At 45.8% G+C, this 25,413-nt stretch carries 18 protein-coding genes; 13 read left to right on the top strand and 5 right to left on the bottom strand.

Features of this window, described 5'->3' with window-relative positions:
• The first annotated feature begins 10 nt into the window (after positions 1–10).
• From K339_RS35605 to K339_RS0132035, 4 genes are all read left to right on the top strand, one after another.
• Entirely contained in the window at positions 11–238 is a 228-nt protein-coding gene (locus K339_RS35605) for a type II toxin-antitoxin system Phd/YefM family antitoxin (protein WP_037302440.1), read from the top strand.
• A complete protein-coding gene (locus K339_RS0132045; protein WP_028527243.1) occupies positions 235–492 on the top strand; it encodes a Txe/YoeB family addiction module toxin in 258 nt (85 codons plus the stop codon). Before K339_RS35605 ends, K339_RS0132045 begins: the two co-directional genes overlap by 4 nt.
• 17 nt (positions 493–509) lie before the next feature.
• Positions 510–1,829 (top strand): Fe-S cluster assembly protein SufD, encoded by a 1,320-nt coding sequence (gene sufD, locus K339_RS0132040; RefSeq protein WP_028527242.1) that lies wholly within the window; start codon positions 510–512, stop codon positions 1,827–1,829.
• 324 nt (positions 1,830–2,153) lie between these two features.
• A complete protein-coding gene (locus K339_RS0132035) occupies positions 2,154–3,092 on the top strand; it encodes a D-2-hydroxyacid dehydrogenase (protein WP_028527241.1) in 939 nt (312 codons plus the stop codon).
• Between the two features lie 253 nt (positions 3,093–3,345).
• On the opposite strand, the gene K339_RS0132030 is transcribed toward K339_RS0132035, so the two are convergent.
• Entirely contained in the window at positions 3,346–6,396 is a 3,051-nt protein-coding gene (locus K339_RS0132030; RefSeq protein ID WP_028527240.1) for a glycoside hydrolase family 3 N-terminal domain-containing protein, read from the bottom strand.
• 126 nt (positions 6,397–6,522) lie between these two features.
• Here K339_RS0132030 and K339_RS0132025 point away from each other — a divergent pair, with 126 nt between their 5' ends.
• The 4 genes from K339_RS0132025 (at position 6,523) to K339_RS0132010 (ending at position 11,755) form a co-directional block, all read left to right on the top strand.
• Positions 6,523–8,325: a TrkH family potassium uptake protein gene (locus K339_RS0132025; RefSeq protein ID WP_051398407.1), complete on the top strand. Its 1,803-nt coding sequence runs from the start codon at positions 6,523–6,525 to the stop codon at positions 8,323–8,325.
• 6 nt (positions 8,326–8,331) lie between these two features.
• Positions 8,332–9,015, top strand: a complete 684-nt coding sequence (locus K339_RS0132020) for a potassium channel family protein (protein WP_028527238.1) — start codon at positions 8,332–8,334, stop codon at positions 9,013–9,015.
• Positions 9,016–9,133: 118 nt separating this feature from the next.
• The gene (gene pckA / locus K339_RS35600) at positions 9,134–10,744 is read left to right on the top strand and encodes a phosphoenolpyruvate carboxykinase (ATP) (RefSeq protein WP_037302438.1); all 1,611 of its coding nucleotides are present in this window, start codon (positions 9,134–9,136) and stop codon (positions 10,742–10,744) included.
• A gap of 114 nt (positions 10,745–10,858) precedes the next feature.
• Positions 10,859–11,755 carry a S1 family peptidase gene (locus tag K339_RS0132010; protein WP_028527237.1) on the top strand — a complete coding sequence of 299 codons (897 nt, stop codon included), beginning with the start codon at positions 10,859–10,861 and terminating at the stop codon, positions 11,753–11,755.
• A gap of 92 nt (positions 11,756–11,847) precedes the next feature.
• On the opposite strand, the gene K339_RS0132005 is transcribed toward K339_RS0132010, so the two are convergent.
• Both K339_RS0132005 and K339_RS0132000 read right to left on the bottom strand, forming a co-directional pair.
• Positions 11,848–12,651 (bottom strand): SDR family oxidoreductase, encoded by an 804-nt coding sequence (locus tag K339_RS0132005; protein ID WP_028527236.1) that lies wholly within the window; start codon positions 12,649–12,651, stop codon positions 11,848–11,850.
• A 15-nt stretch (positions 12,652–12,666) separates the two neighbouring features.
• Positions 12,667–13,695 carry a helix-turn-helix domain-containing protein gene (locus K339_RS0132000; protein WP_028527235.1) on the bottom strand — a complete coding sequence of 343 codons (1,029 nt, stop codon included), beginning with the start codon at positions 13,693–13,695 and terminating at the stop codon, positions 12,667–12,669.
• A gap of 134 nt (positions 13,696–13,829) precedes the next feature.
• On the opposite strand from K339_RS0132000, the gene K339_RS0131995 reads away from it, so the two are divergent.
• From K339_RS0131995 to K339_RS0131975, 5 genes are all read left to right on the top strand, one after another.
• Positions 13,830–15,254 carry an aldehyde dehydrogenase family protein gene (locus K339_RS0131995; protein ID WP_028527234.1) on the top strand — a complete coding sequence of 475 codons (1,425 nt, stop codon included), beginning with the start codon at positions 13,830–13,832 and terminating at the stop codon, positions 15,252–15,254.
• 153 nt (positions 15,255–15,407) lie between these two features.
• A complete protein-coding gene (locus K339_RS0131990; RefSeq protein WP_169731927.1) occupies positions 15,408–17,126 on the top strand; it encodes a histidine kinase in 1,719 nt (572 codons plus the stop codon).
• A 3-nt stretch (positions 17,127–17,129) separates the two neighbouring features.
• Positions 17,130–18,539: a sensor histidine kinase gene (locus K339_RS36465; protein WP_028527232.1), complete on the top strand. Its 1,410-nt coding sequence runs from the start codon at positions 17,130–17,132 to the stop codon at positions 18,537–18,539.
• 57 nt (positions 18,540–18,596) lie between these two features.
• Positions 18,597–19,292: a 3-keto-disaccharide hydrolase gene (locus K339_RS0131980; RefSeq protein WP_028527231.1), complete on the top strand. Its 696-nt coding sequence runs from the start codon at positions 18,597–18,599 to the stop codon at positions 19,290–19,292.
• Positions 19,293–19,404: 112 nt separating this feature from the next.
• Positions 19,405–20,814 (top strand): Gfo/Idh/MocA family oxidoreductase, encoded by a 1,410-nt coding sequence (locus K339_RS0131975; protein ID WP_028527230.1) that lies wholly within the window; start codon positions 19,405–19,407, stop codon positions 20,812–20,814.
• A 44-nt stretch (positions 20,815–20,858) separates the two neighbouring features.
• On the opposite strand, the gene K339_RS0131970 is transcribed toward K339_RS0131975, so the two are convergent.
• Together K339_RS0131970 and K339_RS0131965 are read right to left on the bottom strand one after the other, a co-directional pair.
• Complete coding sequence (locus tag K339_RS0131970; RefSeq protein ID WP_028527229.1) at positions 20,859–23,132, bottom strand: tetratricopeptide repeat protein; 2,274 nt, start codon at positions 23,130–23,132, stop codon at positions 20,859–20,861.
• 325 nt (positions 23,133–23,457) lie between these two features.
• Positions 23,458–25,380: a heparinase II/III domain-containing protein gene (locus tag K339_RS0131965; RefSeq protein WP_028527228.1), complete on the bottom strand. Its 1,923-nt coding sequence runs from the start codon at positions 25,378–25,380 to the stop codon at positions 23,458–23,460.
• Positions 25,381–25,413 lie beyond the last annotated feature (33 nt).

The following is a 25,413-nucleotide window of genomic DNA, read 5'->3' as shown; positions in this document are numbered from 1 at the left end:
AATAATTCTTATGACTACTACCATAGAATTGAGAGCAGAAGAGCTTGATTATCAGTTTTTTAAAGGGCTGAAGTCGATGTATAAAAATCGTAAGATTCGTTTGACTATTGATAGTGAAATGGACGAAACAGATTATCTGCTTTCAACTCCAGCCAATCGCAATGCTCTTGAAAAGTCATTGGAAGAAGCGAGAAAAGGAGAAAAAATTGTCATAGAATTAGGTGAATTGAGTAAATGAGAAATATTGCATTTACTCCTACGGCTTTCGGCCAGTTTAATGATTGGAGGAGTATAAACAAAAAAATACAGGATCGTATCATTAAATTACTGGAAGAAATTCAAAGAAATCCTTTCGAAGGAACTGGTAAACCAGAACCTCTTAAACACAATCTTAAAGGGTGTTGGTCGAGAAGGATAGATGATGAACATCGTTTAGTATATCAAGTTACCAACGATGAGATAATTATCATCAGCTGTAAGTTTCATTATTGAGTTGTAAAAATTCAAACATGGATTTGTCAAAAAACATAGATTTAAAAGAACAACTCGTTGCCAATTTTCAAGCGACCGAAGGACGCCTTAACGGCGAAACCAAATCGGCGGTGCATCAGACGCGTCGTGCGGCTATGCAAAATTTTGAGACGTTGGGCTTCCCAACTATCAAGCACGAGGAGTGGAAATATAGCAACGTCAGCAATTTAGTAAAGCAGGCGTTTGACTTTAACGTCAAAACGGAGTTCGGGGAAAATGAACTTGCTACCCTTTCAATTCCTAATTTGGAAGGAAACGTTTTGTACTTTATCAACGGCATTTATAATGCGGAACTGTCGAACATTGTTTCGCCTGAGAGCCAACTGCAAATTTTGAACTTTGGCCAAGCGGTAAAAGAAAATCCGACTTTGTTGGAAACGTATTTTGCCCAATACGCCAATTACCAAAATGAAGCTTTTACGGCCCTCAATACCGCCTTTGCCCACGACGGCGTTGTCATCAACGTGCCTGCGGGGAAAGTAGTAGAACAGCCCATTATCTTGCGTTTTATCACCGATGCCCGCAGTATCAACGTGGCTTCACAACCCCGTAACTTGGTGGTGGTTGGTAAAAATGCCGAAGTGAAAATCGCCGAAGCGTTCCGTACGCTGGGAGATAATGGCGCATTTACAAACACCGTGACCGAAATTGTGGTGGAAGAAAATGCCAACGTTCAATACTACAAAGTACAGAACGATACCGAAAAGTCGTATCACGTGGGTACTACGCAAGTATGCCAAAAGCAAAATAGCCATTTCTATGCCGTAACGGTAACTATCAATGGAGGGTTTGTCAGAAACAACCTCAACATTGTGTTGGATGGTCAAAATTGTGAGGCGTTTATGTACGGTTTGTATTTCCCGAACGGAAAACAACACGTAGATAACCATACGTTGGTGGACCATGCACAGCCAAATTCGTACAGTAATGAGTTGTACAAAGGGATTTTGAAAGATAAATCAACGGGTGTGTTCAACGGGAAGATTTTTGTACGCGATGGAGCAAGTAAAACCAACGCGTACCAATCGTGCCGTAACGTAGTGCTTTCGGATGAGGCTATCATGAATACCAAGCCACAGTTGGAAATTTTTAACGATGACGTAAAGTGTTCGCACGGAACGACAACGGGGAAACTTAACGACGAAGCTTTGTTTTACATGCGCTCACGCGGGATTCCAAAAGCGGAAGCACAGACGTTGTTGATGTATGCTTTCTGTGAAGATGTCATCAGCCAAATCAAAATTGGAGCGATCAAAGAATACCTCGAAGGACTGATTGCTGAGAAATTGGCTCAGTAGTCAAGGTTTAGATAATAAACTAATTCCCGAAAATCCCTGCCTTCTAGCAGGGATTTTTTTGTTGCTAGGTAAAATAATAAGCAGTCCTTATTTATTGCTCCAGATGAGCTACATCTTAGTAGAAACAATGAATCAGTTCAGAAACGAAGCCCCATCGGGGTGATATCTTTCACCAAGCGTTGATCAATTCGGTGAATAACATTGCTTAAAATCCCTGTTTACCAACAGGGATTTTTTGTTGAATTGAGGTTATGTAAGCTTCGGTAAATGCTTTAATAGATACGCAATGTTTTTAAAGCAAAACGCTAACCATAACTACACCCTGTGAAAATCGTTTTTTTAGATGCCCGCACACTAGGAGATATTCCTAACCTTGTTAAATTGTCTGAGCTAGGCGAAGTTGTTTTTTACCCCGATACCCAACTCGATGAAGTCGCCTCGCGGATAGAGGGGGCTGAAGTTGTGATTACCAACAAAGTCAAAGTGGTTCGTCAAACGATGGAGAACTCGCCGTCGTTGAAGCTCATTTGTGTGGCAGCTACGGGAATGAACAACGTCGATTTGGCCGCAGCCAAGGAGTTGGGGATACAAGTAAAGAACGTAAAAGGATACTCAACCGATAGCGTAGCCCAAGAAACCATGGCGTTGTTGTTGGCATTGCTCAACTCGACAGCCTATTACGATGTGTACGTTAAATCGGGAGAATATTCGAAAGAACGAATGTTTACGCACCTTGGTCGTCCTTATTGGGAGCTTCGAGGAAAACGTTTTGGAATTTTGGGGCTGGGCGAAATTGGCCGTCAAGTGGCGCAGATTGCCTCCGCTTTTGGTTGTGAAGTGGTGTATTATTCGGCTTCGGGACAAACGTATGACGTCCCTTATGCTTCACTTCCGTTGGACGAGTTTTTGGCAACTTGTGATGTCATTTCAATCCACGCACCGCTCAACGAACATACCGATAATTTACTCACTTACGAGCGTATAGCCCAAATGAAACCTACGGCTTTGTTGCTCAATACAAGTCGGGGAGGTATTGTAAATGAAGCAGATTTGGTACGGGCACTCGATGACGATTTGATTGCGGGTGCAGCTATTGATGTATTTACGCAGGAGCCTATTCCCGCGAGCCATCCTTATTTACAACTTAAAAACCCCGAAAAACTGCTGCTCGCTCCTCACGTAGCTTGGTCGAGTATTGAAGCGCGAATTCGATTGATGGATAAAGTCGCAGAAAATATTCAGACGTATTTGGCGGGGAAATGAGGCAACAGTGCTTAGAGGAGCAAATTATTGCTCCAGAGGAGTTACATCTTAGTAGGAAGAATTAAGCAAATCTGAAAAAAAGCCCCATCGGGGTGACATCTTCCACGGAGTGTGTGTCACCCCGATGGGGCTTTTTTTGGCAGATAATCTTTGTTTTTACAAAGGTTTCGCCTCTACCGAGGCTATTTTGAATTCCTCAAAAACTTTTGATTAAATGCTTAACAGTGCCTTTAACCTGATAAATATACCAACTTTACTTAATTCCCAATCCATCATACACCACTTGCATAATGGCCGTGCGGACATTGAGAGATGAAAGCTTATTGTTGTCGCGGGTGGGATAAACGCGGTTTGACAAAAATACGTAATTGAGGTTGTACGCAGGGTCGTTCCAAATCATAATGCCCGTAAAACCCGTGTGTCCGTAGCTTTGTGGACTGGCGCTTTTGGGCGCATTGCCGTTGTAAACGCGGCTAGGTTTGTCAAAACCAATTCCTCGGCGTGACTCTGGGAATTGATAGCGCGTAAATTCATTCATTGTCTTTTCCGAAATGAACAATTCGCCGCCGTAGCTGCCTTTTTGGAGGAACAATTGCGTTACTTTCATCAAATCATTGGCATTGCCAAACAAGCCTGCGTGACCACTTACGCCATTGAGCATGGCCGCTGCTTCGTCGTGTACGCGCCCGTGAACCAGCGTTTGGCGGAAAAAAGTATCCCGTTCCGTAGGAGCGATTTGACTTAGTTTGTTGAAGCGAAGCGGGTTGAAAGTAAGGCTATTGGCCCCGATTTTTCGATAAACGTTCGACTTCAAATAATCTTCAAATTCGACGCTCGTGAGGTTCTTTACTACTTGCGGATAAAGCATAAACGACAAGTCGGAATACACGTACTCCTTTTTTTCGTTGAGGGCTGAGTTTTTGAGCGAAGCAAACAGTTTATGATGGTATTTTTTGTGCAACCAAAGGCTATCCGTAATCTGCACCGTATAAGCGCCGTGAGCTTCTTTACCCCAGCGGAACGTACGAGGCTTCCATTGGCCATTTGGCTTGCGGCAATCGCGCCAGAAGTTAATAAATGCTTTCAGACCTGCTTGGTGGGTAAGCACTTGGCGCCAAACCAAATTGGCTTTGTTCGATTTTTTCAAGAACGGCAAATAATCTTTCATCGTCCCGTCTAAGTTGAACTTACCTTCGCTGTGCAATTTGGCCAAGGCAAGCGTAGAAGCGGCAATTTTGGTAACAGAAGCAAAATCATAGAGCCCCCCAATCCCCGATGTGGACAAATTGGTAGCTCCCTCATTGGGGATTAAGGAGCCATAACTTTTTCGATAAAATACTTTACCGTCTTTGGCCAATTGTACCACCATACTTGGTGCCGCCTTCAACGCGATGGCATTGTTGGCAATGGAGTCAATTTTGAAAGAAAGCCACTTGCTATCCAAGCCCACTTCTTCGGGAATGGTGTATTTTAATCGACCGAGGGCGGGAGTTTCGATGCCTGCTCCGTATGGGAATTGGGGATTGACCGATACGGGAAGTTTGCCTTTGGCAGGAATGGCGCCGAATATCAATTGGGCCGACAATTCTTCCGTAAATGGCGTTAACTGATAGGCCATGATTAAACCTTTGGCCTTGCCAATGTCCTGTAGTTTGTTGAGTGCGTAGGCGTTTCCAAATACCGTAATGACCGAATTTCCGTTGGCGGCAAGTTCTTTTACCCAAGCTGCGGTGGTGGGCGTAATGCCGTAGTTGGTACCTGGGCGAATGTTATTCAAATGCGCTCCTACCAGTACAATGTCGTAGCTTTTGAGGGCTGCTCGAATGCTACCTTGAAGGCTGTCAGGTGTTTTTGGGTGAATAACGTAATGGTCGATATTGGTGTAAAGTGATAGTGTTTTTTGGAATGTGGTCAGTTCTCCCGTAAAAGCAGTTTCGTTGCGGGTGCCAAGGGCAATGACCCCATCTTTGGTGACGGTGGTAATGGCAGGAGCGTCGGTCAATGAAATAGAGGCAATGCTTACTTTGTCTAAATCCTTGATGGGGAGGATGTTGTCGTTGTTTTTGAGGACGGTCAGCGCATTTTCGGTCAACTGACGATTGATAAGTTCTGATTGTTTATCGTTGATGTCTTCAATCAGGTTTTGGGTTTTAATGGGCGCAAATTTGTCGAGCCCTACCCACGCTTTTGCCGCCAATACTTTTTTGACCCGTGCGTCAATTTCCGCTTGCGAGATGCGTCCTTCGGCCACGGCTTTTTTGATTTCGGCAATGGCCGCAGGTACATTGGGACTAAACTCTAACACGTCCATGCCCGCTTCTAATCCTTTGGCATCGCCCAAACCGTTGGGGAAATATTTCGTAAGCCCTTTCATGTTCATGGCGTCCGAGTAAATCAGGCCGTTGAATTTGAGCTGGTCGCGGAGCAGCCCCGTTACGATGGGTTTTGAAAGCGTAGAAGGTACGTTTTTGGCCGTATCCAACACTGGAATGGCCAAGTGTGCCATCATGATTCCGTCGGCACCTTGTTCAATCAATTTACGGAATGGATATAGCTCCACCGAGTCGAGGCGGGCGCGGTTATGCGGAATAACGGGCAGGTCGTAGTGCGAGTCCACACCCGTATCGCCGTGACCAGGAAAGTGCTTGAGCGAACTCAAAATGCCTCCATCTTGCATTCCTTTCATGTAGGCGTAGCTTTTTTCGTAAACTTTCTGGGGGTTTTCGCCAAACGAACGGAAGTTAATGACAGGGTTGTTGGCGTTGTTGTTGACATCGACCGAAGGTGCAAAATTGATGTGTACCCCCAAACGGCGTTTTTGGGCGGCAAGGAGTTTTCCCATTTTATAAATCAGCTCGTCGTTGCCCTGAATCGCCCCCATCGTCATTTGGTATGGAAAACGTACTGAACTGTCGAGGCGCATGGCGAGCCCCCATTCCGAGTCCATGGCGACCAATAATGGTACTTTGGAAATCGACTGATAATAGTTTGTCAACTGTGCTTGCTGAACTGGGCCGCCTTGGAAAAAAATTACGCCGCCTACTTTGTAATCTCTAATATACTTTGCTACCACACGCGGGTTGGTAAAAGTCGTATCAATGATCACACGACTTGGGTTGTTGGGGTATCCGTGCGCTGCGACCATGATGAGTTGGGCAATGCGCTCGTCGGCGGTAAGGCTATTAAATACAGAGTCAACCCAACGTTGATTTGGGTTTTGGAGAAAAGGTGGGGTAGTTTGTTGGGCGAAACTGGTTTGAACCAATAAAAAAGCTAGAAAGAATAGGAACAGCAGGCGTTTCATGTGTGAAGTGCGTATTTTTTGGCAAAGGTATAGAAAAGGCCGAAAAACTGCTGAAAGTTTGATATTCTCACCAAAATGTAACTAATTCGTTTCTTTAAAATCGTATTACAACCTATTTGGGATTCAATGGCTTTACGTCGTCTTTATCACCGTTATCAGCGCTTCAAGATAAAATTGCTCCATTCATTACACAATTTTTTTGAGCAATTTTCTCTGTATGTAGGGCTTGTAACAGCCGTTGTAATGGCCTATGACTTGGGGTTTCGGCACGTCTCTAAGCCCGTTTTTTTTTCGAGTGTCTATTTGCTTTTTTTGAGCACTTTTACCGTGGCTTTTGCCCTGCGTACGTTGCTGTTTCCAAGTAAAAGTAACCTGAGTAATGCGTTGCGGCTGCTCTTGATTATCGTGCTGTTATTTGTTTGTGGCTATAAATTTAATCACCTCAAACATGCGTTTGCACCACATTCGTGGATGAACGTGGGCAGTTTGGCCATTTGCGGCTTTTTGTTACTTTTTGATATTTCGCGTAAAGTGCTTTCGCTTTACTCCCAACGCTTCAATCCTGCACTTTCATTCATTCTTAGCTTTTTATTGCTGGCGTTGATAGGGGCGGGGTTACTGATGTTGCCTCGGGCTACGGTTCATGGCCTTAGCTTTGTCGATGCGTTGTTTACGTCGGTAAGTGCGGTATGTGTGACAGGCTTATCGACGGTGGATGTGGCCGTAGAATTTACCCGTTTGGGTAAGATTATCTTGCTAATATTGATTCAATTGGGTGGGCTGGGGATGTTGTCATTTACCAGTTTTTTTGGGTATTTATACCAAGGTGGTTTTTCGATTGAAAATCAGTTGTTTCTAAAAGATATTGCCACTTCCGACCGAATAGGCGATGTCTTTAGATCTTTGTTCAAAATCATCTTTATTACCCTGTTTATCGAACTGGTAGGGGCGTTGTTTATTTATTTGACACTTGATACCACAGATCTTTTTGCCACCAATGGTCAGCGGCTTCGGTTTGCCGTTTTTCACAGCATTTCTGCTTTCTGCAATGCGGGTTTTTCTTCCGTTCCTAATGGCCTTTACAATGAGTATCTGCGTCAAAATACCAGTTTGCATTGGGTGCTTATTGTGCTTGTCATCATGGGGGGAATTGGTTTCAGTATTATCAATGACTTTTACCTATACCTCAAACACTACGGCCGACAGCTTTATTTGTGGATACGCTACGGTCTCAAAGTGCAGCACATGTCTCGGTCGGTCAGTATCAATACCCGTTTGGTGATGGTGATGACCGCCTTGCTGCTTCTGGTCGGTACGCTTGCATTTTGGTGGAGCGAATCCAACGGTGCGTTGGCCAATGAAACCAGTACATTTGGAAAAATTACAATGGCATTTTTTGCCTCAACCGCGCCAAGGTCAGCGGGGTTTACAACCTTTGACATTGGGCAAATATACCCTGCAACTGTCCTGATTTTCTTGTTGTTGATGTGGATTGGGGCGGCACCAGGCTCAACGGGAGGAGGGATAAAAGTTACCACCTTTGCGGTGGCGTTGCTCAACGTTCTGAGTTTGGCGCAAGGCAAGGACAGGGTAGAGGTAATGAAGCGCCGAATTCCTTCTGAATCTGTCAGAAGGGCGTTTGCGGTTATTACGTTGTCTTTGTTGATTATTGGTCCTGCCATTCTCATTATCACCATTTTAGAGCCTGAAAAACCTTTGATTGGTTTGGCGTTCGAGTGCTTTTCTGCTTTTGGAACGGCAGGAATGACTCTAAACCTTACGCCATTTTTGGGAGATGTCACCAAGCTGGTATTAGTTGTTCTTATGTTTGTTGGACGGATTGGTACTTTTACTTTGTTTGTGGCTTTTGTGCGACGGGTTAAAGCGCTGAACTATCAGTACCCCAACGAAAACGTTTTCATAAACTAGAAAATCATGAAGTTTTTTGTAGTAGGTCTTGGAAATTTTGGCTCTACCCTCAGCATTCGGCTTACCGACATGGGGCATGAGGTGATTGGGGCCGATATTAGCCTCAATAAAGTCGAATCCCTCAAAAATAGAATTACGCATACCGTTTGTATGGACTGTACAGACGCGACCAACCTCCACACTGTCCCCCTGAAAGAAATGGATGTGGTAGTGGTGGCCATTGGTGAAGACTTTGCGGCTTCGGTACTGATTACGGCGTTGCTGAAACAACAAAATGTAAAAAAACTCATAAGTCGAGCTTTCAACGATGTGCATCGAACGGTGATTGAAGCCTTGGGCGTGGACGAAATTCTTTTTCCCGAAGAAGATGCCGCCGAACGAGTCGCCAATAAGCTAACCCTGCCTTTGGTTGATAATTCTGTGCAGATTTGTGATAATTCGTCGATGATGGAATTGTCGATTCCCCAAAAGTTTTACTACCAAAAATTATCTGAAACGGAGCTGGCGCAGGCCAAAGAGCTAAAAGTAGTAGCGTATGTGCAGGTTAAAAATGAAAAAAGCCTCTGGGGAAATACCCGAAAAATTAAAAAGCTCAACCTAGATATTGATGCCGAAACCGAACTGCGGCCAGGAGATCGTCTAATTATTATTGGTAATGTGAAGGAGCTGAAGAAAATTTTAAATCGCTGATGAAATAATTGTCAAAAATTATAAAAAACACCAGCGGTTATTTTTATAATTACGCTTGCTGTGTACTTTTGTAGTGGTTAGTTTAACCCCTTCCACTTCATCAACACAACATACTAGCATGACTGCAATTTTGGAACGCGTCCTCGTCGATACCGAAGAGGTTCGCGACTCGTTAGGACTACAACGGGTCAACAAATTTCATTTCAATTTACCGCCAGCGACGTTGGTCGAACACGCGCTCCTCAACGGCGAAGGTCACCTGACTGACACAGGGGCATTGATGGCCGATACGGGCGAATTTACGGGACGCTCACCGCAAGACCGCTACATTGTCAACGACGAGAAAACATTGCACTCGGTTTGGTGGAGCGAAATCAATACCCCGTTTGACACCCTAAAATTTGATGCTTTGCACAAAAAAATGCTGGACTTTTTGGAAGATAAAACGGTGTATGTTCGTCAAGGCTACGTGTGCGACCACCCCGATTATCGCCTCAATCTGACCGTGGTCAACACTTGGGCGTGGCACAATTTGTTTTGTCATAACATGTTTTTGCGCCCTTCTGAAACAGAATTGAGCCAGTTTGAGTCAGAGTTTACCATTATCAATATCCCCGAATTTAAAGCTGATCCGTTCGTTGACGGAACCCGCAGCGAAAATTTTGCCATTCTAAACCTGACCAAAAATGTGATTTTGATTGGGGGAACGGGCTACGCAGGCGAAATGAAAAAAGGGGTGTTTTCGGTACTAAACTACAAATTGCCCCACGAACGCGGCACATTGTCGATGCACTGCTCGGCCAATGTCGGCAAAGAAGGCGATACGGCCGTTTTCTTTGGCTTGTCGGGGACGGGAAAAACCACCTTATCGGCTGACCCCAACCGCTCGCTAATTGGGGACGACGAACACGGCTGGACGGGCGACACAGTGTTTAATTTTGAAGGAGGGTGTTATGCCAAAGTCATTAACTTAACCCACGAGCGCGAACCTGAGATTCTTAACGCGATTCGTTTTGGGACGATTGTCGAAAATACCCGCTTTTACGAAGGAACGCGCACCGTTGATTATACCAATAGCTCGGTGACTCAAAATACCCGCACTGCCTACCCCATTGACTACATTCCGAACATCATGCAGCCGTCGCGGGGAGACGCGCCTAAGAACATCTTTTTCTTGGCCACAGATTCGTTTGGCGTACTGCCACCGATTTCAAAACTGACGACAGGTCAGGCCATGTATCATTTTATTTCGGGATATACTGCCAAAATAGCAGGCACCGAAATGGGCATCAAAGAACCGCAAGCTACTTTTTCGGCTTGTTTTGGCGCGGCATTTTTACCACTTCACCCAACGCGATATGCTGATTTGTTGGGTAAAAAAATTAACCAACACCAAGTAAACGTTTGGCTTATCAACACGGGCTGGACGGGTGGTGGCTATGGCGAGGGTGAGCGCATGAAACTGGCCTATACGCGGGCGATGATAACGGCGGTATTAAAAGGCGATTTGGAAGAGGTAAACTACGTGAAACACCCGATTTTTGGCTTTGAAATGCCAGAAACGTGCCCAAATGTGCCTAGCGAATTGCTTAACCCACGTGCGACTTGGAACGATGCCGAAGCTTATGACTACGCAGCTTTGCACCTGGCCGATTTGTTCCGCAGCAACTTTGCTAAATACAGCGATTACGCAAGTCCGCAAATTTTAGCGGGTGCGCCGTTGGTCTAACGATTTTCTTTCTCTTTTTTAATTCCCCAAGCCCTCAGAAATTCCGCTGAGGGCTTTTTTGTGGTACGAGAATTGTACTATAGTATTGCAATAACTTTATACCTAAGAGACAAAATGTTTGTAAAAGCCATCGAACGCGTTAGTGAGTTTACTCGACCTATTCATATTATCACTCGTTTATACAACCAAGCCGAAATCAGACCTGGCGCTGCGACCTTGTTTTTTATCAATGAAAACGGCGATGCCATCACTTGCAAGCACGTAGCCGATTTGATTGTCAACGTGGGAGCTATCCAGCAGCACTACGCACGTTTTATGGCTGAGTACCGTAAAATTTTACGCGAGCCTCAGCACGACTATTTGCGGCAACGATTGGAAGAACAATTTAATATGAAGTTGGGGACGGTTATTGGGCAAAAATTCGATTTTATCAATTGCTTTGAAAGTCTATCCCAAATCCACGTCACGTACCACCCAAAATACGATTTAGCACTTTTGCGTTTTGAAGGAACGGGACAAAAGTTTTTTCAACGTCCTGCCGAATTTGTCGCCGATGGAGCTAGTGCCAAACCTGGAAAGTCATTGTGCCGTTTGGGGTATCCGTTTGCCGAATATACCAACTTTCGCTACAATTCAGATTTGGACGACATTGAGTGGGTTCGAACCAACAACCAAGTAACACCTTCGTTTCCCATTGATGGAATTGTCACTCGATATATTGCCGATGAGTCAGGAACTCCCTTTGCTATTGAAATGAGTACCCCAGGATTGGTAGGACAAAGTGGTGGCCCGTTGTTTGATACCGAAGGCACAGTTTACGGAATGCAACAATCGACTCGGCACTTGCACATGGGGTTTGACATGGTCAATCACGACGTTTGGGTAGGGGGAACCCACCGCGCCAAGATTTCTAATCATCCGTTTTTACACGTAGGTGTTTGCATCAGCGCCGACATTATCAAAGAGTTTCTTCGCCAACACGAGGTGAAGTTTTATATGAAAAAAAGGTAGAGGAAGTGTCGAATTTCTAGTGCAGAATGTCGAATAGGGGGCAATTTAGTCGTTATTAGTCCCCTTTCAAAAACCCTCAAAAATGCCTATCGTCACTTCATCCCATAATTTTCCCGAAGTAAATATTCAAAAACTCGACTAGGTAAGAAGCGCTTGAGTAACAGTGAAGCACGCTGGAGAAACGGCCCTGCTACGTAATAAATATTGGGCGACTTCGCGTTGATTACTTTTTCAATCGTTTTGGCAATGTACATTGGTTCGGCGGCTTCGCTTACTTCGGCATTTACCTTGGCATTCATGTCGTCCACGTAAGCGCGGTAAGGCGAATTGGAAGAGCTGTGCGCCACCAAACGGTTGGCGTTGATGTTGGTGCGGACATCGCCAGGTAATACGCTACATGCCTCAATTCCAAAAGGTTTGAGTTCAATGCTGAGGGTTTCGGTCAGGATTTCTACCGAGGCTTTGCTGGCGCTGTAAATGCCCCGAAAAGGTAAACCCATGCGGCCTGCAATCGAGCCCACGTTGATGATAAGCCCACTGCGGCGTTGGCGCATGGCAGGCAACACGGCGCGACATACCCGCAAAAGTCCCCATACGTTGGTGTCAAAAACCCGTTGAATCATCTCCTCGGGAACCTCTTCAAGGGCACCAATAATTCCCAAACCTGCATTGTTGATGAGAATGTCGATTTGCTGTTCCCGTTGAAGAACGTGGGCAATGGCGTTTTGCACCGAAGTATCGTCGGTGACGTCCATCACAACCGTTTGAAAAGAAACGACCTCGTTGAAGGGTTTGCGACTGGTGCCATATACGCGATGCCCTAGTTTTGTTAAGTACTCGGCGGTAGTGCGACCTATCCCCGTCGAAGCTCCAGTAATGAGAATAACTTTAGACATGTATTAACAACCCATCTATTTCTTAATTTGGTTCAGTTCTTCGTGCATTTGATTCACTAAATACCGAAGATGGTCAAGCGAAACGGTAGGCTCGGGCAAAACTGTGCTAAAAAATGCCTTGATTTCCCACACTTCCAGTACATCCTTGATGGGCACCTCAAAGGTAGGAATGTTTACTTTATCTGAACTCAACAAAAGTGTTCCTTTGATTTTTACTTGGTTATAAACTCTTCGGCAAACCACCCCCAAATTGCGCGCTACCAAAACGTACATTTTCCCATCGGCGATGTCGTACCAATTGCTGATTTGTTGACCCACCAAAAAAGAATTGACGTACGAAAAATCGTCGCCTGCTTCAAAGGCGCGGTAACTGCCGTTGGGCAAAAGTGGAAATTCAAAGGAAGGAAGACGTTTGACGTAATCGTTCTGCGAAAACTTGTCAATGTACTCCTTCATTTGCGATTGCCGAACGTAAGGAATCGCCTGTGGATTTGGCTTGTCGTACGCACTCGGTGTTTGGACAATGGTAGCCGAACCCCCGTCATAATTGTTGTTAAACGTCGTCGCTGGGGCATAAGTCGGTACCACAGGCGGCGGTGTAACGGGCGCCGAATAACTGGGCGGGCTCGGTGGTTTGGGAGGCTCAATGACAGGTGGCGCTACGGCAACGGGCGAGCTCACAGGCACAGGCTGTGGGCGTGGCTGTGTGGATGTAGGCGGCACATAAAACTGGTCAAAAATGCTCGAAAGTGTCTGTGGTTCTTTTTCTTGAGGCTCTGATACCAACGATGAAACCGTCGGTTTGTCGATGGGAATAAGACTCGGTGTTTCGCGGATTTTCCGAAGGTCTTTTTTTAGCAAATCGTCAACAGAAACATTGAACAACTTCGACATTACCTTCAAAACGTCGATGTTGGGATTGGCGCGTTGTTCCTCGTAAGCGCCCACAGAAGCCCGTTTTATGCCAATTCGGCGGGCAAATTGGTCTTGCGTCATTCCGTGCAATTTCCGCAAGTATTTCATGTTGTCGCTGACAATGCTCATGGCGATTTTGATAAAAATTTTAGTAAAAGTAGATAAATTTCTGTTTTACTAAAAATATGTAACTATCCTGCTGAAAAATTGTATTTTTGTACTTACCCAACGCTGACTTAACCTAACCTTTTTGACCAAAACCTATGATAGTACAAGAACCAACGGTCCATGCGGACTGTAAGCGTATTTTTGAAAAACAGCGGCGCAAAGCAGCCTACATTGCCCTTACTGACGCCAATGAGCGGAAAGTAAAACTCCAAAAGATTCAGGCGTATTTGATGGAACACCAAGCAGAAGTGGAAAAAGTCATGTACGATGACTTCCGAAAACCAGCTTCTGAAGTGCTTTTAGGGGAAGTTTATAGCATTACTTCGGAGATAAAATTTGCTTGCAAAAACCTGAAACGTTGGATAGCTCCGCAACGGCTTTCGACGCCCATGGGGATGATAGGTACCGTAAGCTACATCAAACACGAACCCAAGGGAAATGTCCTGATTATTTCGCCTTGGAACTACCCGCTTTCGTTGGCCATTAAGCCCTTGGTTTCGGCGATTGCGGCGGGAAATGTCGCCATCATCAAACCTTCAGAAATGACGCCTAATACCTCGGGATTTATCAAAAAAATGATTGGTGAATTGTTTGATGAAAACGAAGTGGCGGTGGTAGAAGGCGATGCCACAGTGGCTACGGAGCTATTGAAACTGCCGTTTAACCATATCTTTTTTACGGGAGCGCCTTCCATCGGCAAAGTGGTGATGCGGGCGGCGGCGGAGCATTTGGCATCGGTAACGCTGGAGCTAGGAGGGAAGTCGCCTAATATCATTGACGAAACGGCAGATATTCAAAAAGCAGCTGAGATGACAGCTTGGAGTAAATGTTTGAACAACGGACAAACGTGTATTGCGGCTGATTATGTCATGATTCACGAGTCGAAAAAAGACGCGTTTGTCAATGCCTACCGCGAGGTTGTCAAAAAAATGTACGCCTCAGATGGCACAAAAGTAGAAACGTCAGATAGTTATGCCCGCATTGTGAACCAACGTCATTTTCAGCGCATCAAAGGGTACCTGAACGACGCCGTAGAAAGGGGTGCTAAAATTGAAGTGGGTGGGGCTACCATTGCTGACCAAAATTTCATTGAACCAACGCTCCTTACCCATGTCAACGATAGCATGAAAGTGATGCAAGAGGAAATTTTTGGGCCTGTGCTACCTGTGTTGACCTACCGCGACAAAGAGGAGGTGATTGGGTACGTTAACAGTAAAGAAAAACCGCTGGCTTTGTACATTCACAGTAATAGCCAACGGAGTATTGATTATTTTCTGAACAATACCACGGCGGGTGATACGGTCATCAACGACATGATGTTGCAGTTTAGCAACGCCGAAGTGCCTTTTGGGGGCGTAAACAACAGCGGAATTGGAAAGTCGAATGGTTTTTTCGGATTTCAAGAAATGAGCAATCTGAGGGGAGTTACTAAACGACAATTTGGAACGATGAAGTTTATCTACCCGCCTTATACCAACAAAGTCAAAAAGCTCATTGAGCTATTCATCAAGTATTTTTAGGGGACTATTTTTTTGGAAAAATACGTATTTGTTACGCTAAATAAGTGGATGCCCCGTTTCGGGGCATTTTACGTATATATATGCCAATGGTTTCGCTGGGTTTTGGTATTTTTGGAGGTTAAGATAAAACTCCAAAATCGCGAACAGAAATCAATGAAAAAAGTGCTACTGATAGGGCTGGCTGTGTTGTGGAAACTAAGTGTTTTTGCGCAGGCAGCAGCCTCGTATCAGGGTGATTCGTGGAAAGAAGTACTGCGCAATAAACAAGGAACAGTCACGTCGCTTTGGAACGGCATCGACCCGTTTGTGTTCAAGGCTTCAGATGGGCGGCTGATGGGCGTGGAGTACGAAGTGATGGAAGCATTTGTGCGTTTTACCGAAAAAAAATACGGGGTAAAGTTGGCTGTCAACTGGGTGGAAAACCCCGATTTTCAGCAGATGATAGCGGCCATCAAAAACAGCAAACAAGCAGGGGTTTTTGCGTGGGGGTACGTGTCAATCACCGCCGAGCGGGCCAAGTTTCTTCAATTTACCCCGCCCTACATGCCCGACCTCAACGTGCTAGTGACACACGCCAACCAAGCATTGTACAAATCGCCCGAAGCGTTTTTAGACGGTGCCAAAAAGATGCACAGCTTTGCGATGGACAATACCACCATGGCCGAAGACCTTGCCAAACTTCGGTCGCGGATTCCTCAGGTGGCGACAACGTTTAAAAACAATGATTATGAGATTGCCGAGGCGATTTCCCAAGATGAGAAAGCGTTTGGGTATCTGCCATTGTCGATATATATTGTGGCGCTTCAGCGTGGCCTCAAAGTCAAACGCCAGCCCGTTTGGGCCATCAAACGCCCAGGTTTTGCGGGGATTTATCCTCAGAAAAGCGATTGGAAAGTACCCGTCGATGCGTATTTTGAAAGTGCTGATTTTCAGCGTGATTTTGAGCAAATCGCCCGTAAGTATTTGGGCGCGCACATGTGGAAATTGGTATTTCTGAACGTGATGAACGATTCGATGCGAAATCAAAACGACTTGGAGTTATTACAAATTGAGAAAGACTTGTTTGCGGCACGCGTCATCGAAGCCGCTCAAGAGTCGGAGTTTCAGCGTGACGTTCGGAATATTCTTCTGCTGACGGGTGTGTTTGCGTTGGTATTGATGTTGGTTTTTTACCTTCGTTATCGCAGCAAAAAGCAATATTCGGAAGTGTTGAGAACGCAAAATGAATTGATTTTGGCCCAAAAAAGTGAGATAGAACGCATCAATCGGGATTTGCAGCTACGGGTGTTGCAGTCGCAAACAACCCCTTATTTTGTTTTCAATGCACTGCACACATTTCGGTATTTTGTAAGTCTCAACGAACGAAAAAGTACGCTTGCGTACCTGACGGCGCTGTCGGAATGTATGAATAGTTTGTTGCAACAGTCCGAAACAACTTTTTGTACGGTAGAGGACGAATGCCAGTTGTTAACGCAGTGTTTGCAATTGGAAAAAATCCGTTATGCTGACAAATTTGGCTTTGAAGTGCAGTATGACCAAGCCGTCAAAGATTGGCAGATTCCGACGTTGTTGATATACCCGTTGATTGAAACTGCCTTGCACCGAGGTATTTTGGTTAGAAAAGACACCGATGGTTTTCTGCAAGTTGGGTTTGATTATAAGAATGGGTACATTGTGGGGAGCATTGAAGTAAATGCGCCAACGGGAGAGCCTTTATTGGGAATCAATAATAAATCAGAGACGGACAATGCCTCATTGAACCTGATGTGGCAACGGATGGAGCTTTACAACGCAGCCCAAGCAGGTACGATTACGGTTTCGACGTCTGTCCCTAACCGTTACGAAATCCGTTATCGTGTTTTAAAATCATAACGTATGTTGAAAGCGCTTTCGGAATCGTTAAATGCCAAGAAAAATGCCTTCTCACAGACCTTGGTCCGTTGGGTTCGACCCTTATGGAGTTGGGTGTCGAGACAAGGCATTACCGACACGCTTTCCGAAGAACGTAGAAACAAAGTGAAACTGACCAACCGCCTGGCGGTAACAGTTAGTTTGATGCTCATCGCGCCATTGTTCAACTACGTTCAAGTACTTGATGTCTTCATTCTGCATTTTTTAGCGATTCTGAGCTATTTGATACCCATTTTTATCAACCGCTTGGGGTGGTACTCGACGGCGCGGTGGTGGTTTGTGCTCACGCCGCCTGTGTTCAATTTGATAGGTGCTGGATTGCTAACCGAAGGGCCTGCTTCGGCGGCCAAAATTTCGTTTATGGCCATGATTATCCTGCCTATTTTGCTTTTTCAAATCACCGAGTGGCTGCAAATGTTGCTTGGGCTTGGATGGATATTTCTGACGGTGCTGTCGTTTGACTACGTGACAGACTTAATCCCTCGGTCGGCCTGGATTGCCAATGACGCCCACTACGACAACCCGCAGGTAGCGCACATGAGCATCATTCGGGGTATGATTCTGCTGACGGTGGCCTTTATTTACCTTCAACTGGTCAACCGTGGTAATCAGCAAAAGTTGACAAAGGCTTTGGATGAAACCGATCGTCAGCGAGCAGTTTTGGATGATACCAATGCGTTGCTTCGCCAACAAAACGAGGAAATTGAGCGTCAACGTTTGGACATTGAGCATATCAACCACGACCTGCGTTTGCAGGCATTGAAAGCCCAAATGGATCCGCATTTTTTGTTCAATGCGCTGGGATCGATTCAACATTTTATCCTCAAACAAGAGACCAAAGAGTCGCTGAATTATTTAGCAAAATTCTCAAAACTGATTCGTCAGATGCTGGAAAACTCGGTGAACGATCGCGTATCGCTGGCCGACGAAACGCGGGCATTATCGTATTATATTGATTTAGAGCGACTTCGATTTGAGAATAAATTTGAGTACCACATCGACATTGATGAAACCATTGATGCCGAGCGGACGGAGATTCCGCCGATGTTGCTCCAACCCTACATCGAAAACGCCATCTTACACGGGCTTCGTCCGAAAGAAGAAGGTGGAGGGCAGCTTAAAGTGGTTATTCTGAGACAGTTTGAAGATTTGTTGTGCGTCATTGAAGACAACGGTATTGGCCGCGAGGCTGCTGCGTACATCAACTCCCACCGTCGTCGCTCGCATATTTCGCGCGGCACTTCCTTTACCGATAGCCGCATTCGCCTCCTCAATGCCAACCGTACCCAGGCCGTTAGTGCCATTACCATCGACTTGATGGACGAGCAAGGAAACCCCCGAGGCACGCGCGTGGAACTTAAAATTCCGCTCTGATTGCAGTATCATTTGGCCAAAAATGCCTTCTTATGGTAAATATTAATCTAAGAAAGCATGAAAGTAAAATGTTTGTTGGCTTCTTTATTGTTCTGTACTTCACTCTCGTACGCCCAATCTGAAGACAATACCCTGACGAAAAAGGAAAAAACCGAAGGATGGAAACTCCTTTGGGACGGAAAAACCAACGCTGGCTGGAAAAGCACAAAAGCCGACGGTTTTCCCGCCACAGGTTGGTCAACGGAAGGCGGCGTGTTGAAAGTCTTGAAAAGTGCTCGCGGGGGAGATATTATTACAACGACTAAGTACAAAAACTTTGTCCTAAAAATAGACTTCAAACTGACCGAAGGTGCCAACAGCGGCATCAAGTACTTCGTAAATTCGTCGGGAATTGGCTGTGAGTATCAAGTGTTGGACGACGACAAACATCCCGACGCGAAAGCGGGCGTTGAAGGAAACCGAACGCTAGGGTCGCTTTATGATTTGATTACGGCTGATCCCAAAAAACCACTTAAAAAGGACGACTTCAATACGGCCATGATTGTGGTAAATAACAACCGCGTAGAACACTGGCTCAATGGTGTGAAAATAGTAGAATACGACCGCAACAACCAGATGTGGCGGGCGTTGGTCAACTACAGTAAATACAAAAAGTACGCCGATTTTGGCAATGCGACCGAAGCGCCCATTTTACTCCAAGACCACGGAGACGAAGTGTGGTTTAAAAACATCAAGATTTTAGAAAAAAAATAATCGTTATATGGTGTTGGGGGTAATATGGTGCGTCGGGTTGCTCACAACCCGACCGCTCTCGAAGATAAACAGTAAAGCAAGATTTTTAAAGTTTTAACATAATCGTTACCAAATGACAACTAGAAGGGATTTTATAAAAAAAGCGGGGGTTGCGGGTTCGGGCCTAGCTTTGGGGCAGTTGAGTCCAAGCATTATGACAAATCCAGCACGAAAAGGCGAAAAAGTCAAATTGGCGTGTATTGGGATTGGTTTCCGTGGAAGTGAAATTATCAAAGAACTCAACAAAACGGGCTTGGCCGAGATTGTGGCGCTTTGTGACATTGACATGGGAGCGAAGCACACGCAAGAAATTGCGGCGATGTTCCCCAATGCCAAACAGTTCCAAGATTTCCGTAAGATGTTTGACAGCATGGGAAATCAGATTGAGGCGGTTTCTATCGGTATCCCAGATTTTGCTCACTACGTAGTGGCCGTCCATGCGATGTCGTTGGGTAAGCACGTGTATGTCGAAAAACCAATGGCTCGTACGTTTCACGAGTCGGAGTTGTTGATGAAATTAGCGAAGAAAAACCCAAAAGTGGTGACCCAAATGGGAAACCAAGGGCACTCAGAGGCTAACTACTTCCAATTTAAAGCGTGGAAAGATGCGGGTATTATCAAAGACGTAACCAAAATTACGGCCCACATGAACTCGGCCCGCAGATGGCACGGTTGGGATCCCAAGATTTCAAAATACCCAGAGGCCCAACCCATTCCATCAACGTTGGATTGGGAGACGTGGCACTTGAATACCATGTACCACGATTTCAACGAAAAATACCACTACGGCAACTGGCGCTGCTGGTACGATTTCGGCATGGGTGCTTTGGGCGACTGGGGCGCGCACATCTTGGATACGGCCCACCAATTCCTCGACCTCGGGTTGCCAAACGAAGTGACTGCGGTGAAGTTGGATGGACACAATGACTTCTTCTTCCCGATGTCATCGACGCTTTTGTTCCGTTTCCCAGAGAGAAAAGGAATGCCAGCCGTGGACATTACGTGGTACGACGGAGTAAACAACCAGCCACCGCTGCCAGATGGATACGGTTTGTCAGAACTTGACCCCAATATCCCCGTGGTAGCAGGCCAGAAAATCAAGGCAGCGACGCTGAATCCTGGCAAGATTATTTACTCGAAAGACCTCATTTTCAAGGGCGGTTCGCACGGAAGTACGTTGAGTATTATTCCAAAGGAAAAAGCATTGGAGATGCAGTCGAAACTACCAGTGGTGCCTGCTAGCCCGTCCAACCACTTCAAAAACTTCTTGTTGGCGTGCCAAGGAGAAGAAAAAACGCGTTCACCGTTTGACATTGCAGGCCCGTTGTGTCAGGTATTTGCATTGGGCGTGATGGCGCAACGTTTGAACACCAAATTGTTGTTTGACCGTACGACAAAAACCATCACCAACCATCCTTTTGCCAACGCCATGCTCACGGGTATCCCGCCGCGCAAGGGCTGGGAAGATTATTATCGTATATAAGTGTGAGTTCACCTTCCCGAAAGTTCTAAACTTTCGGGAAGGTATTACCGTATCTTAGGGCACTTTGTTTGCCCACGTTGTTTGCGCGAAGCGGGACGAAACTGAAGTTGATTTTTTGTGACCAAATACCCTCCTTTTCCGTTTCGTGTCCTAATTTCTCCTCCTTCTTTCATCGGAATAAAATCCAACGACGGCAAAAATGCAAAGTCATTAATCGGCTGAGGATGAATGTCGAACAGCGGGTCGCCAGGAAAATGGTACGTCTCAAATTCGTAGTCAAACAAGAAAATTGTAATAAACCCATCGGGGCTGTACTTGAGGCTGATGTCTTGGGTAGGTTTCAGTTTAAACGCCTGTTGTAAATCGGCTCGGCGAAAAAACTGGTCTTTAAAATGATCGTGGTGAAGTTTGGCGCGATTGTACAAATAAATCGTGTTTGACGAGTCGTAGGTAATCGCAATGTCGATGTAGTGCTTCGAAAAGTCTTTGCGGGTGTCTTTGGCAAACAAAACGCCCATGTTATTGATGGCGTTTTTGCTTAAATACAATTGATAATGCTCAATGGCTGCCGTTTCTTCGTGGCGGTTTTTGAAGACATTCCCAATGTTGACATTGTACGCCTTTTTGGTAGAATCAACTTCTAAGCCTTTTTCAAAATCTTTGAGCGATAAGTCGGAAAACTTGGCTTCTTCGGCTTGGTCGCGGTTGTGGCGTTCACGCAATGACATATACGACTGAACAATCCCACGGTTGTTGTACAGCATCGGCAATTGCTTTTTACGCAAAAGGCTATCGTAGAGTACCTTCGCGCGGTCGATGTCGTCGATGTTGAGGTACGAAACGCCTAAGCCATTGCTCGCGTTGATATTGCTCGGGTCGAGGGCGTGGGCTTGGGTGAAGTCGTCGAGAGCTTGCTGGTACTCGTTGCATTTGATATAAATATTTCCTCGATTGACAAGCATCCGAACGCTGATTTCGGGGTTGGCCCGAATGGCCCTTTCCAACCATTTTAGGGAGGTTAAAAAATACCCTTCGATGCGGCAATACTCGCTCATGGCCAAGCACGGTAATAAACCTTTTCCCGAAAGCTGCACCGCTGTTTGAACGTCATCTTTTGCCAGCGCGGTTTGGTGAGAATAAAGCCTACAAAAAGCCCGTGCGGCAAAAAAATCGGCATGATGCGGGTTTTTGGCATTCAAAATTTCACCCGCTTGGTCAAAGCAGCATACCGCTTCCCCGTAGTTTTGAAGCCTATAATAAATAATGCCCAAGCCAAGCCACGCGTGTTTTTGGGTAGAATCTAAATCCAACGCCCGCTCGTACGCTTTTTGGGCTTGGCGCTGACCGCTGGTACCGACGTACGCATTGCCCAAACTTAGCCACGCTTCGGCCGAAAAATCGTTGAGCCGACAAGCCGCGTCGTACTCCAAAACGGCCTCTTGGTACTTGCGTTGCCGATAAAGTGCGTGCCCCAAACCCAGCCTCGCCGCAAAGCGATAATAAGGGTCTTTGGTGGCAAGGTATTCGCGGTAAAGCGCCTCCGCCGCTGTATATTCGGCCAAGGCCAGCGAGCTGTTTCCGCGTTGTACCAAAAAGCGTGGCCCGCTTGGGTGCTTGCCCACGCGCGTTGCGAGTTTGTCGGCTTTTTCGTAGAGGCGTTCGGCTTGCTTAAAATCTCCCAATTTAAAATGAACATTGGCGGCCAATTCGTGAAACTCGGCCGCTTTGGCAAACCCAATTCGTTTGCCCCAATCTTGCGACTGCTGCAAATCACCTAATTTGTAATGGGCCAAAGCGATGTTAAAAATGAGTGTATCGCTAGGAGGGGCGTGTTCCCACGTGGCCAAGCCCTGCTGAATATCGCCCTTTTGAGCTTCCCAAACGCCCTTATTGTGCAAATAACGCTGCCCAGCTCCTGTCTGAGTCAGGAGTTGTAGGGCGGTATCGTATTCTTTCAATACACCCGTGACAAGCGAGAGATTATACAGTAGGGTATCGTTGTTGGCATCGTATTCTTGGGCTTGCAGAAACATCGACTGCGCACTTTGGTACCGCTGATTGTAAGCGTACTGAATGCCACCGTTGTTGAGTTGAGGAAACCGCTTGGGGTTTTGAGGAACGTTTTTTTTGGGGGGAGCTATCGCAATTTTCTTGGTTGAAGGCGCTGACGACCCCGTATTAGAAGAATCTACCACGCACGCTTGAGACCGTGTGCCAAGTACAAATTCAACTATAAAAAGGAGTAAAGTAAACCTAAAAGTCAGCATCTCCATACCAATCGTCAATGTAACTAACTTAATTTCATTTACACGAACCATGCCATGATTAGCCACTTGAGGGAAAAAAATGAGCAATAAGGCGTCAAAAACAGCTGTTTTGGCCTTTTGGTGTAGAATGTGTAAGTAAAGTTAACGCTAAGTTTTGACTTTAGCGCCTATTTAGCTACATCGAAGATGAAAAAAGGGAAAATACTAGCTTAATACATAATTTCATTTTTTACCCGCAGAAGCGCGCAGAATAATACAAACGCAGATATTCGCTGATAACTGACTTAATGAAGCTATTTTCATCAGCGAATATCTGCGGCTCTTAATCTGCGTTAATCCGCGGGTAAAACTTAAAGAAACGTAACAAACAATGTGCCTAATTCGGCATAATTAAAAATGTCGATTTCCCTTTCTGTGGCAATGCTTTGTGCGAAAGAATAAGCCGCCGCACGGGGCGATTGTCCCATTTGGTTTTGAAACTAACGTATTCCATCCCGTCGGTAGAAGGAAGGTCAGTTGATACATTCCAGAGTTTGCTATCGTATTGAATAACAAAGGTTTGGCCTTTGGGAGTAGTCAATTTGATTTTGCCAAGAGTGGTTAAATCCGTATCGCAAACAGTCATAAAAATTTGCTGGAGCGAAGTGGGTTTTTGAGTCAACGTAAAATCATCGTTTATTTCGACACTATTTTTTACGCGATTGAGCTTCACCGAACGATTCCATGCTTGAATTCCCGCTTCTTTGGCGTAGCTAGGCGCAATGTCCATCGACAACATTGCTTCTTTTTCATTGATGATACTTTTGACGTTATGCGCCTCGTAGGTTCGTCCCGCAAGTTGTCCTAATCCGTTGACAATTGGCAAATTATGGTATTGAGATTGGGTAAACCAAAGCTCGTACCGCTTAGATGAAAAAGTACGGGCGGTGTAGTTGCCGCGACCTGCGTCGATGATAACAGGCTCACCGTTGGCATAAAGTAGAAAATCGCCTACGTCGTTGTGATTGTGGCTTTCGGCGTTGTGCCCGCCGTGGGTAGCCAAGTACAAACCATTGCTACTCCGAGCCGTTAGTACTTGAATATCGCCGAGCCAAGCGTCTTTTACGGGTTGGTACGTGGCTTTGGTGGAAGGTAATTCTTGGATGGTGAGTAAGTTCTGAATGCGACGCATGCGGTGGAAGCCGTTGTTGGACACCGCCAAGGGATATTTTTCGGTTGCCCATAACCCAAATTGCATGAGTTGGGCATCGTTGATTTTTTTGCCAAAACGATACAGCATAATACCGTCGGGCTTGAGTTTGGGGTCGGCATCGGCAAAATTGACAAAGTAATCGTCCGCAATGTGGGTTTTAAAAACATACGAAGCCATTTTTTGAATGAGCGGCTGCTGGTAAGCACTTACTTTGTTTTGAGTAGCAGCTTCTAGCAATTCCAAACAATCAAATACGCACGCCCCTGCCGCAAACCAGTAGCTCGGCCCTTCGTCGCAGCCACCATCTTCTCCCAGTCCGTTGAGGTACAAATCCAAACCGAGCATAGCGGCGTGTAGTTGCTCTGCGCGACGTTTTTCGTCTTTTTCCAGCAAAAGCGTCGCCGTCATCCAGTTGGACATAATCCACGGATTCCAGTTGTTGACCGCATTTTTTTTACTCATCCAACCGTAGCGGTCGGGGTTTTGAATCATTGGAACAAACAACCGACGATTGGTTTCAAAGTAAATTCGCTTGCGGATGAGTTTGTTGATTTTATCTAATTTTTCGCCCACAAAATAGTCGGCAAAAGAAAGTACGGCAGCGGTTTCGGCGGCAAACAAATCCACGACGGGGTCTTCGACGTTGGGCAGACCTGTACCGCTAATGTGGGCAGGAACGCCCCAAAAACTTTCCTCACAAATCGACCAAACTCCGTTGAAAATGGCTTCCGTAAAACGGCCTTTGTCCTCCACGCTTTCGGCCAAAATAAGATCAATGAGTGCGTTTCGCTTTCCGTACGAAAGTTTACCGTGGCGTTCGCGGTCGCCTGAGCGTACAAAATCCATCGAAACGCTGCCTGCAATGGCTTCAAATTTGTAGTTCAACACGGCTTCTCCTGCTTTTATGACCCGTGTCATCACGCTATCGGGCAGTTGGGACTGCCATTCGACGGCGGTTTTGGGGTAAGGTTTAAACTGCGCTTGGGGAATGAGCACCTGCCGAACGGCATCAAGCGAATAGGCGTTGCCGAGGAGATTTCGTTGGGTCGGTTGGGCGCTGGCGATGGCTGCCCAACCGATTAAGAGGGTTGTGAAAAGGTGTTTCATTGGTCTTTTGATTATAGATGGCAAAAAAAACCT

It is taken from the genome of Runella limosa DSM 17973, assembly GCF_000482465.1.
GTDB classification, from domain to species: Bacteria; Bacteroidota; Bacteroidia; order Cytophagales; family Spirosomataceae; genus Runella; species Runella limosa.
This window is presented reverse-complemented; position numbering and strand designations above follow the sequence as displayed.

Coding starts and splice junctions, on each gene's coding strand:
- K339_RS0131965 (WP_028527228.1), bottom strand. CDS start 25,380: ATGAAACACCTTTTCACAACCCTCTTAATCGGTTGGGCAGCCATCGCC.
- K339_RS36465 (WP_028527232.1), top strand. CDS start 17,130: ATGTTGAAAGCGCTTTCGGAATCGTTAAATGCCAAGAAAAATGCCTTC.
- K339_RS0132020 (WP_028527238.1), top strand. CDS start 8,332: ATGAAGTTTTTTGTAGTAGGTCTTGGAAATTTTGGCTCTACCCTCAGC.
- K339_RS0132005 (WP_028527236.1), bottom strand. CDS start 12,651: ATGTCTAAAGTTATTCTCATTACTGGAGCTTCGACGGGGATAGGTCGC.
- K339_RS0131975 (WP_028527230.1), top strand. CDS start 19,405: ATGACAACTAGAAGGGATTTTATAAAAAAAGCGGGGGTTGCGGGTTCG.
- sufD (WP_028527242.1), top strand. CDS start 510: ATGGATTTGTCAAAAAACATAGATTTAAAAGAACAACTCGTTGCCAAT.
- K339_RS0131990 (WP_169731927.1), top strand. CDS start 15,408: ATGAAAAAAGTGCTACTGATAGGGCTGGCTGTGTTGTGGAAACTAAGT.
- K339_RS0131980 (WP_028527231.1), top strand. CDS start 18,597: ATGAAAGTAAAATGTTTGTTGGCTTCTTTATTGTTCTGTACTTCACTC.
- K339_RS0132010 (WP_028527237.1), top strand. CDS start 10,859: ATGTTTGTAAAAGCCATCGAACGCGTTAGTGAGTTTACTCGACCTATT.
- pckA (WP_037302438.1), top strand. CDS start 9,134: ATGACTGCAATTTTGGAACGCGTCCTCGTCGATACCGAAGAGGTTCGC.
- K339_RS0132000 (WP_028527235.1), bottom strand. CDS start 13,695: ATGAGCATTGTCAGCGACAACATGAAATACTTGCGGAAATTGCACGGA.
- K339_RS0132030 (WP_028527240.1), bottom strand. CDS start 6,396: ATGAAACGCCTGCTGTTCCTATTCTTTCTAGCTTTTTTATTGGTTCAA.
- K339_RS35605 (WP_037302440.1), top strand. CDS start 11: ATGACTACTACCATAGAATTGAGAGCAGAAGAGCTTGATTATCAGTTT.
- K339_RS0131995 (WP_028527234.1), top strand. CDS start 13,830: ATGATAGTACAAGAACCAACGGTCCATGCGGACTGTAAGCGTATTTTT.
- K339_RS0132025 (WP_051398407.1), top strand. CDS start 6,523: ATGGCTTTACGTCGTCTTTATCACCGTTATCAGCGCTTCAAGATAAAA.
- K339_RS0131970 (WP_028527229.1), bottom strand. CDS start 23,132: ATGGTTCGTGTAAATGAAATTAAGTTAGTTACATTGACGATTGGTATG.
- K339_RS0132045 (WP_028527243.1), top strand. CDS start 235: ATGAGAAATATTGCATTTACTCCTACGGCTTTCGGCCAGTTTAATGAT.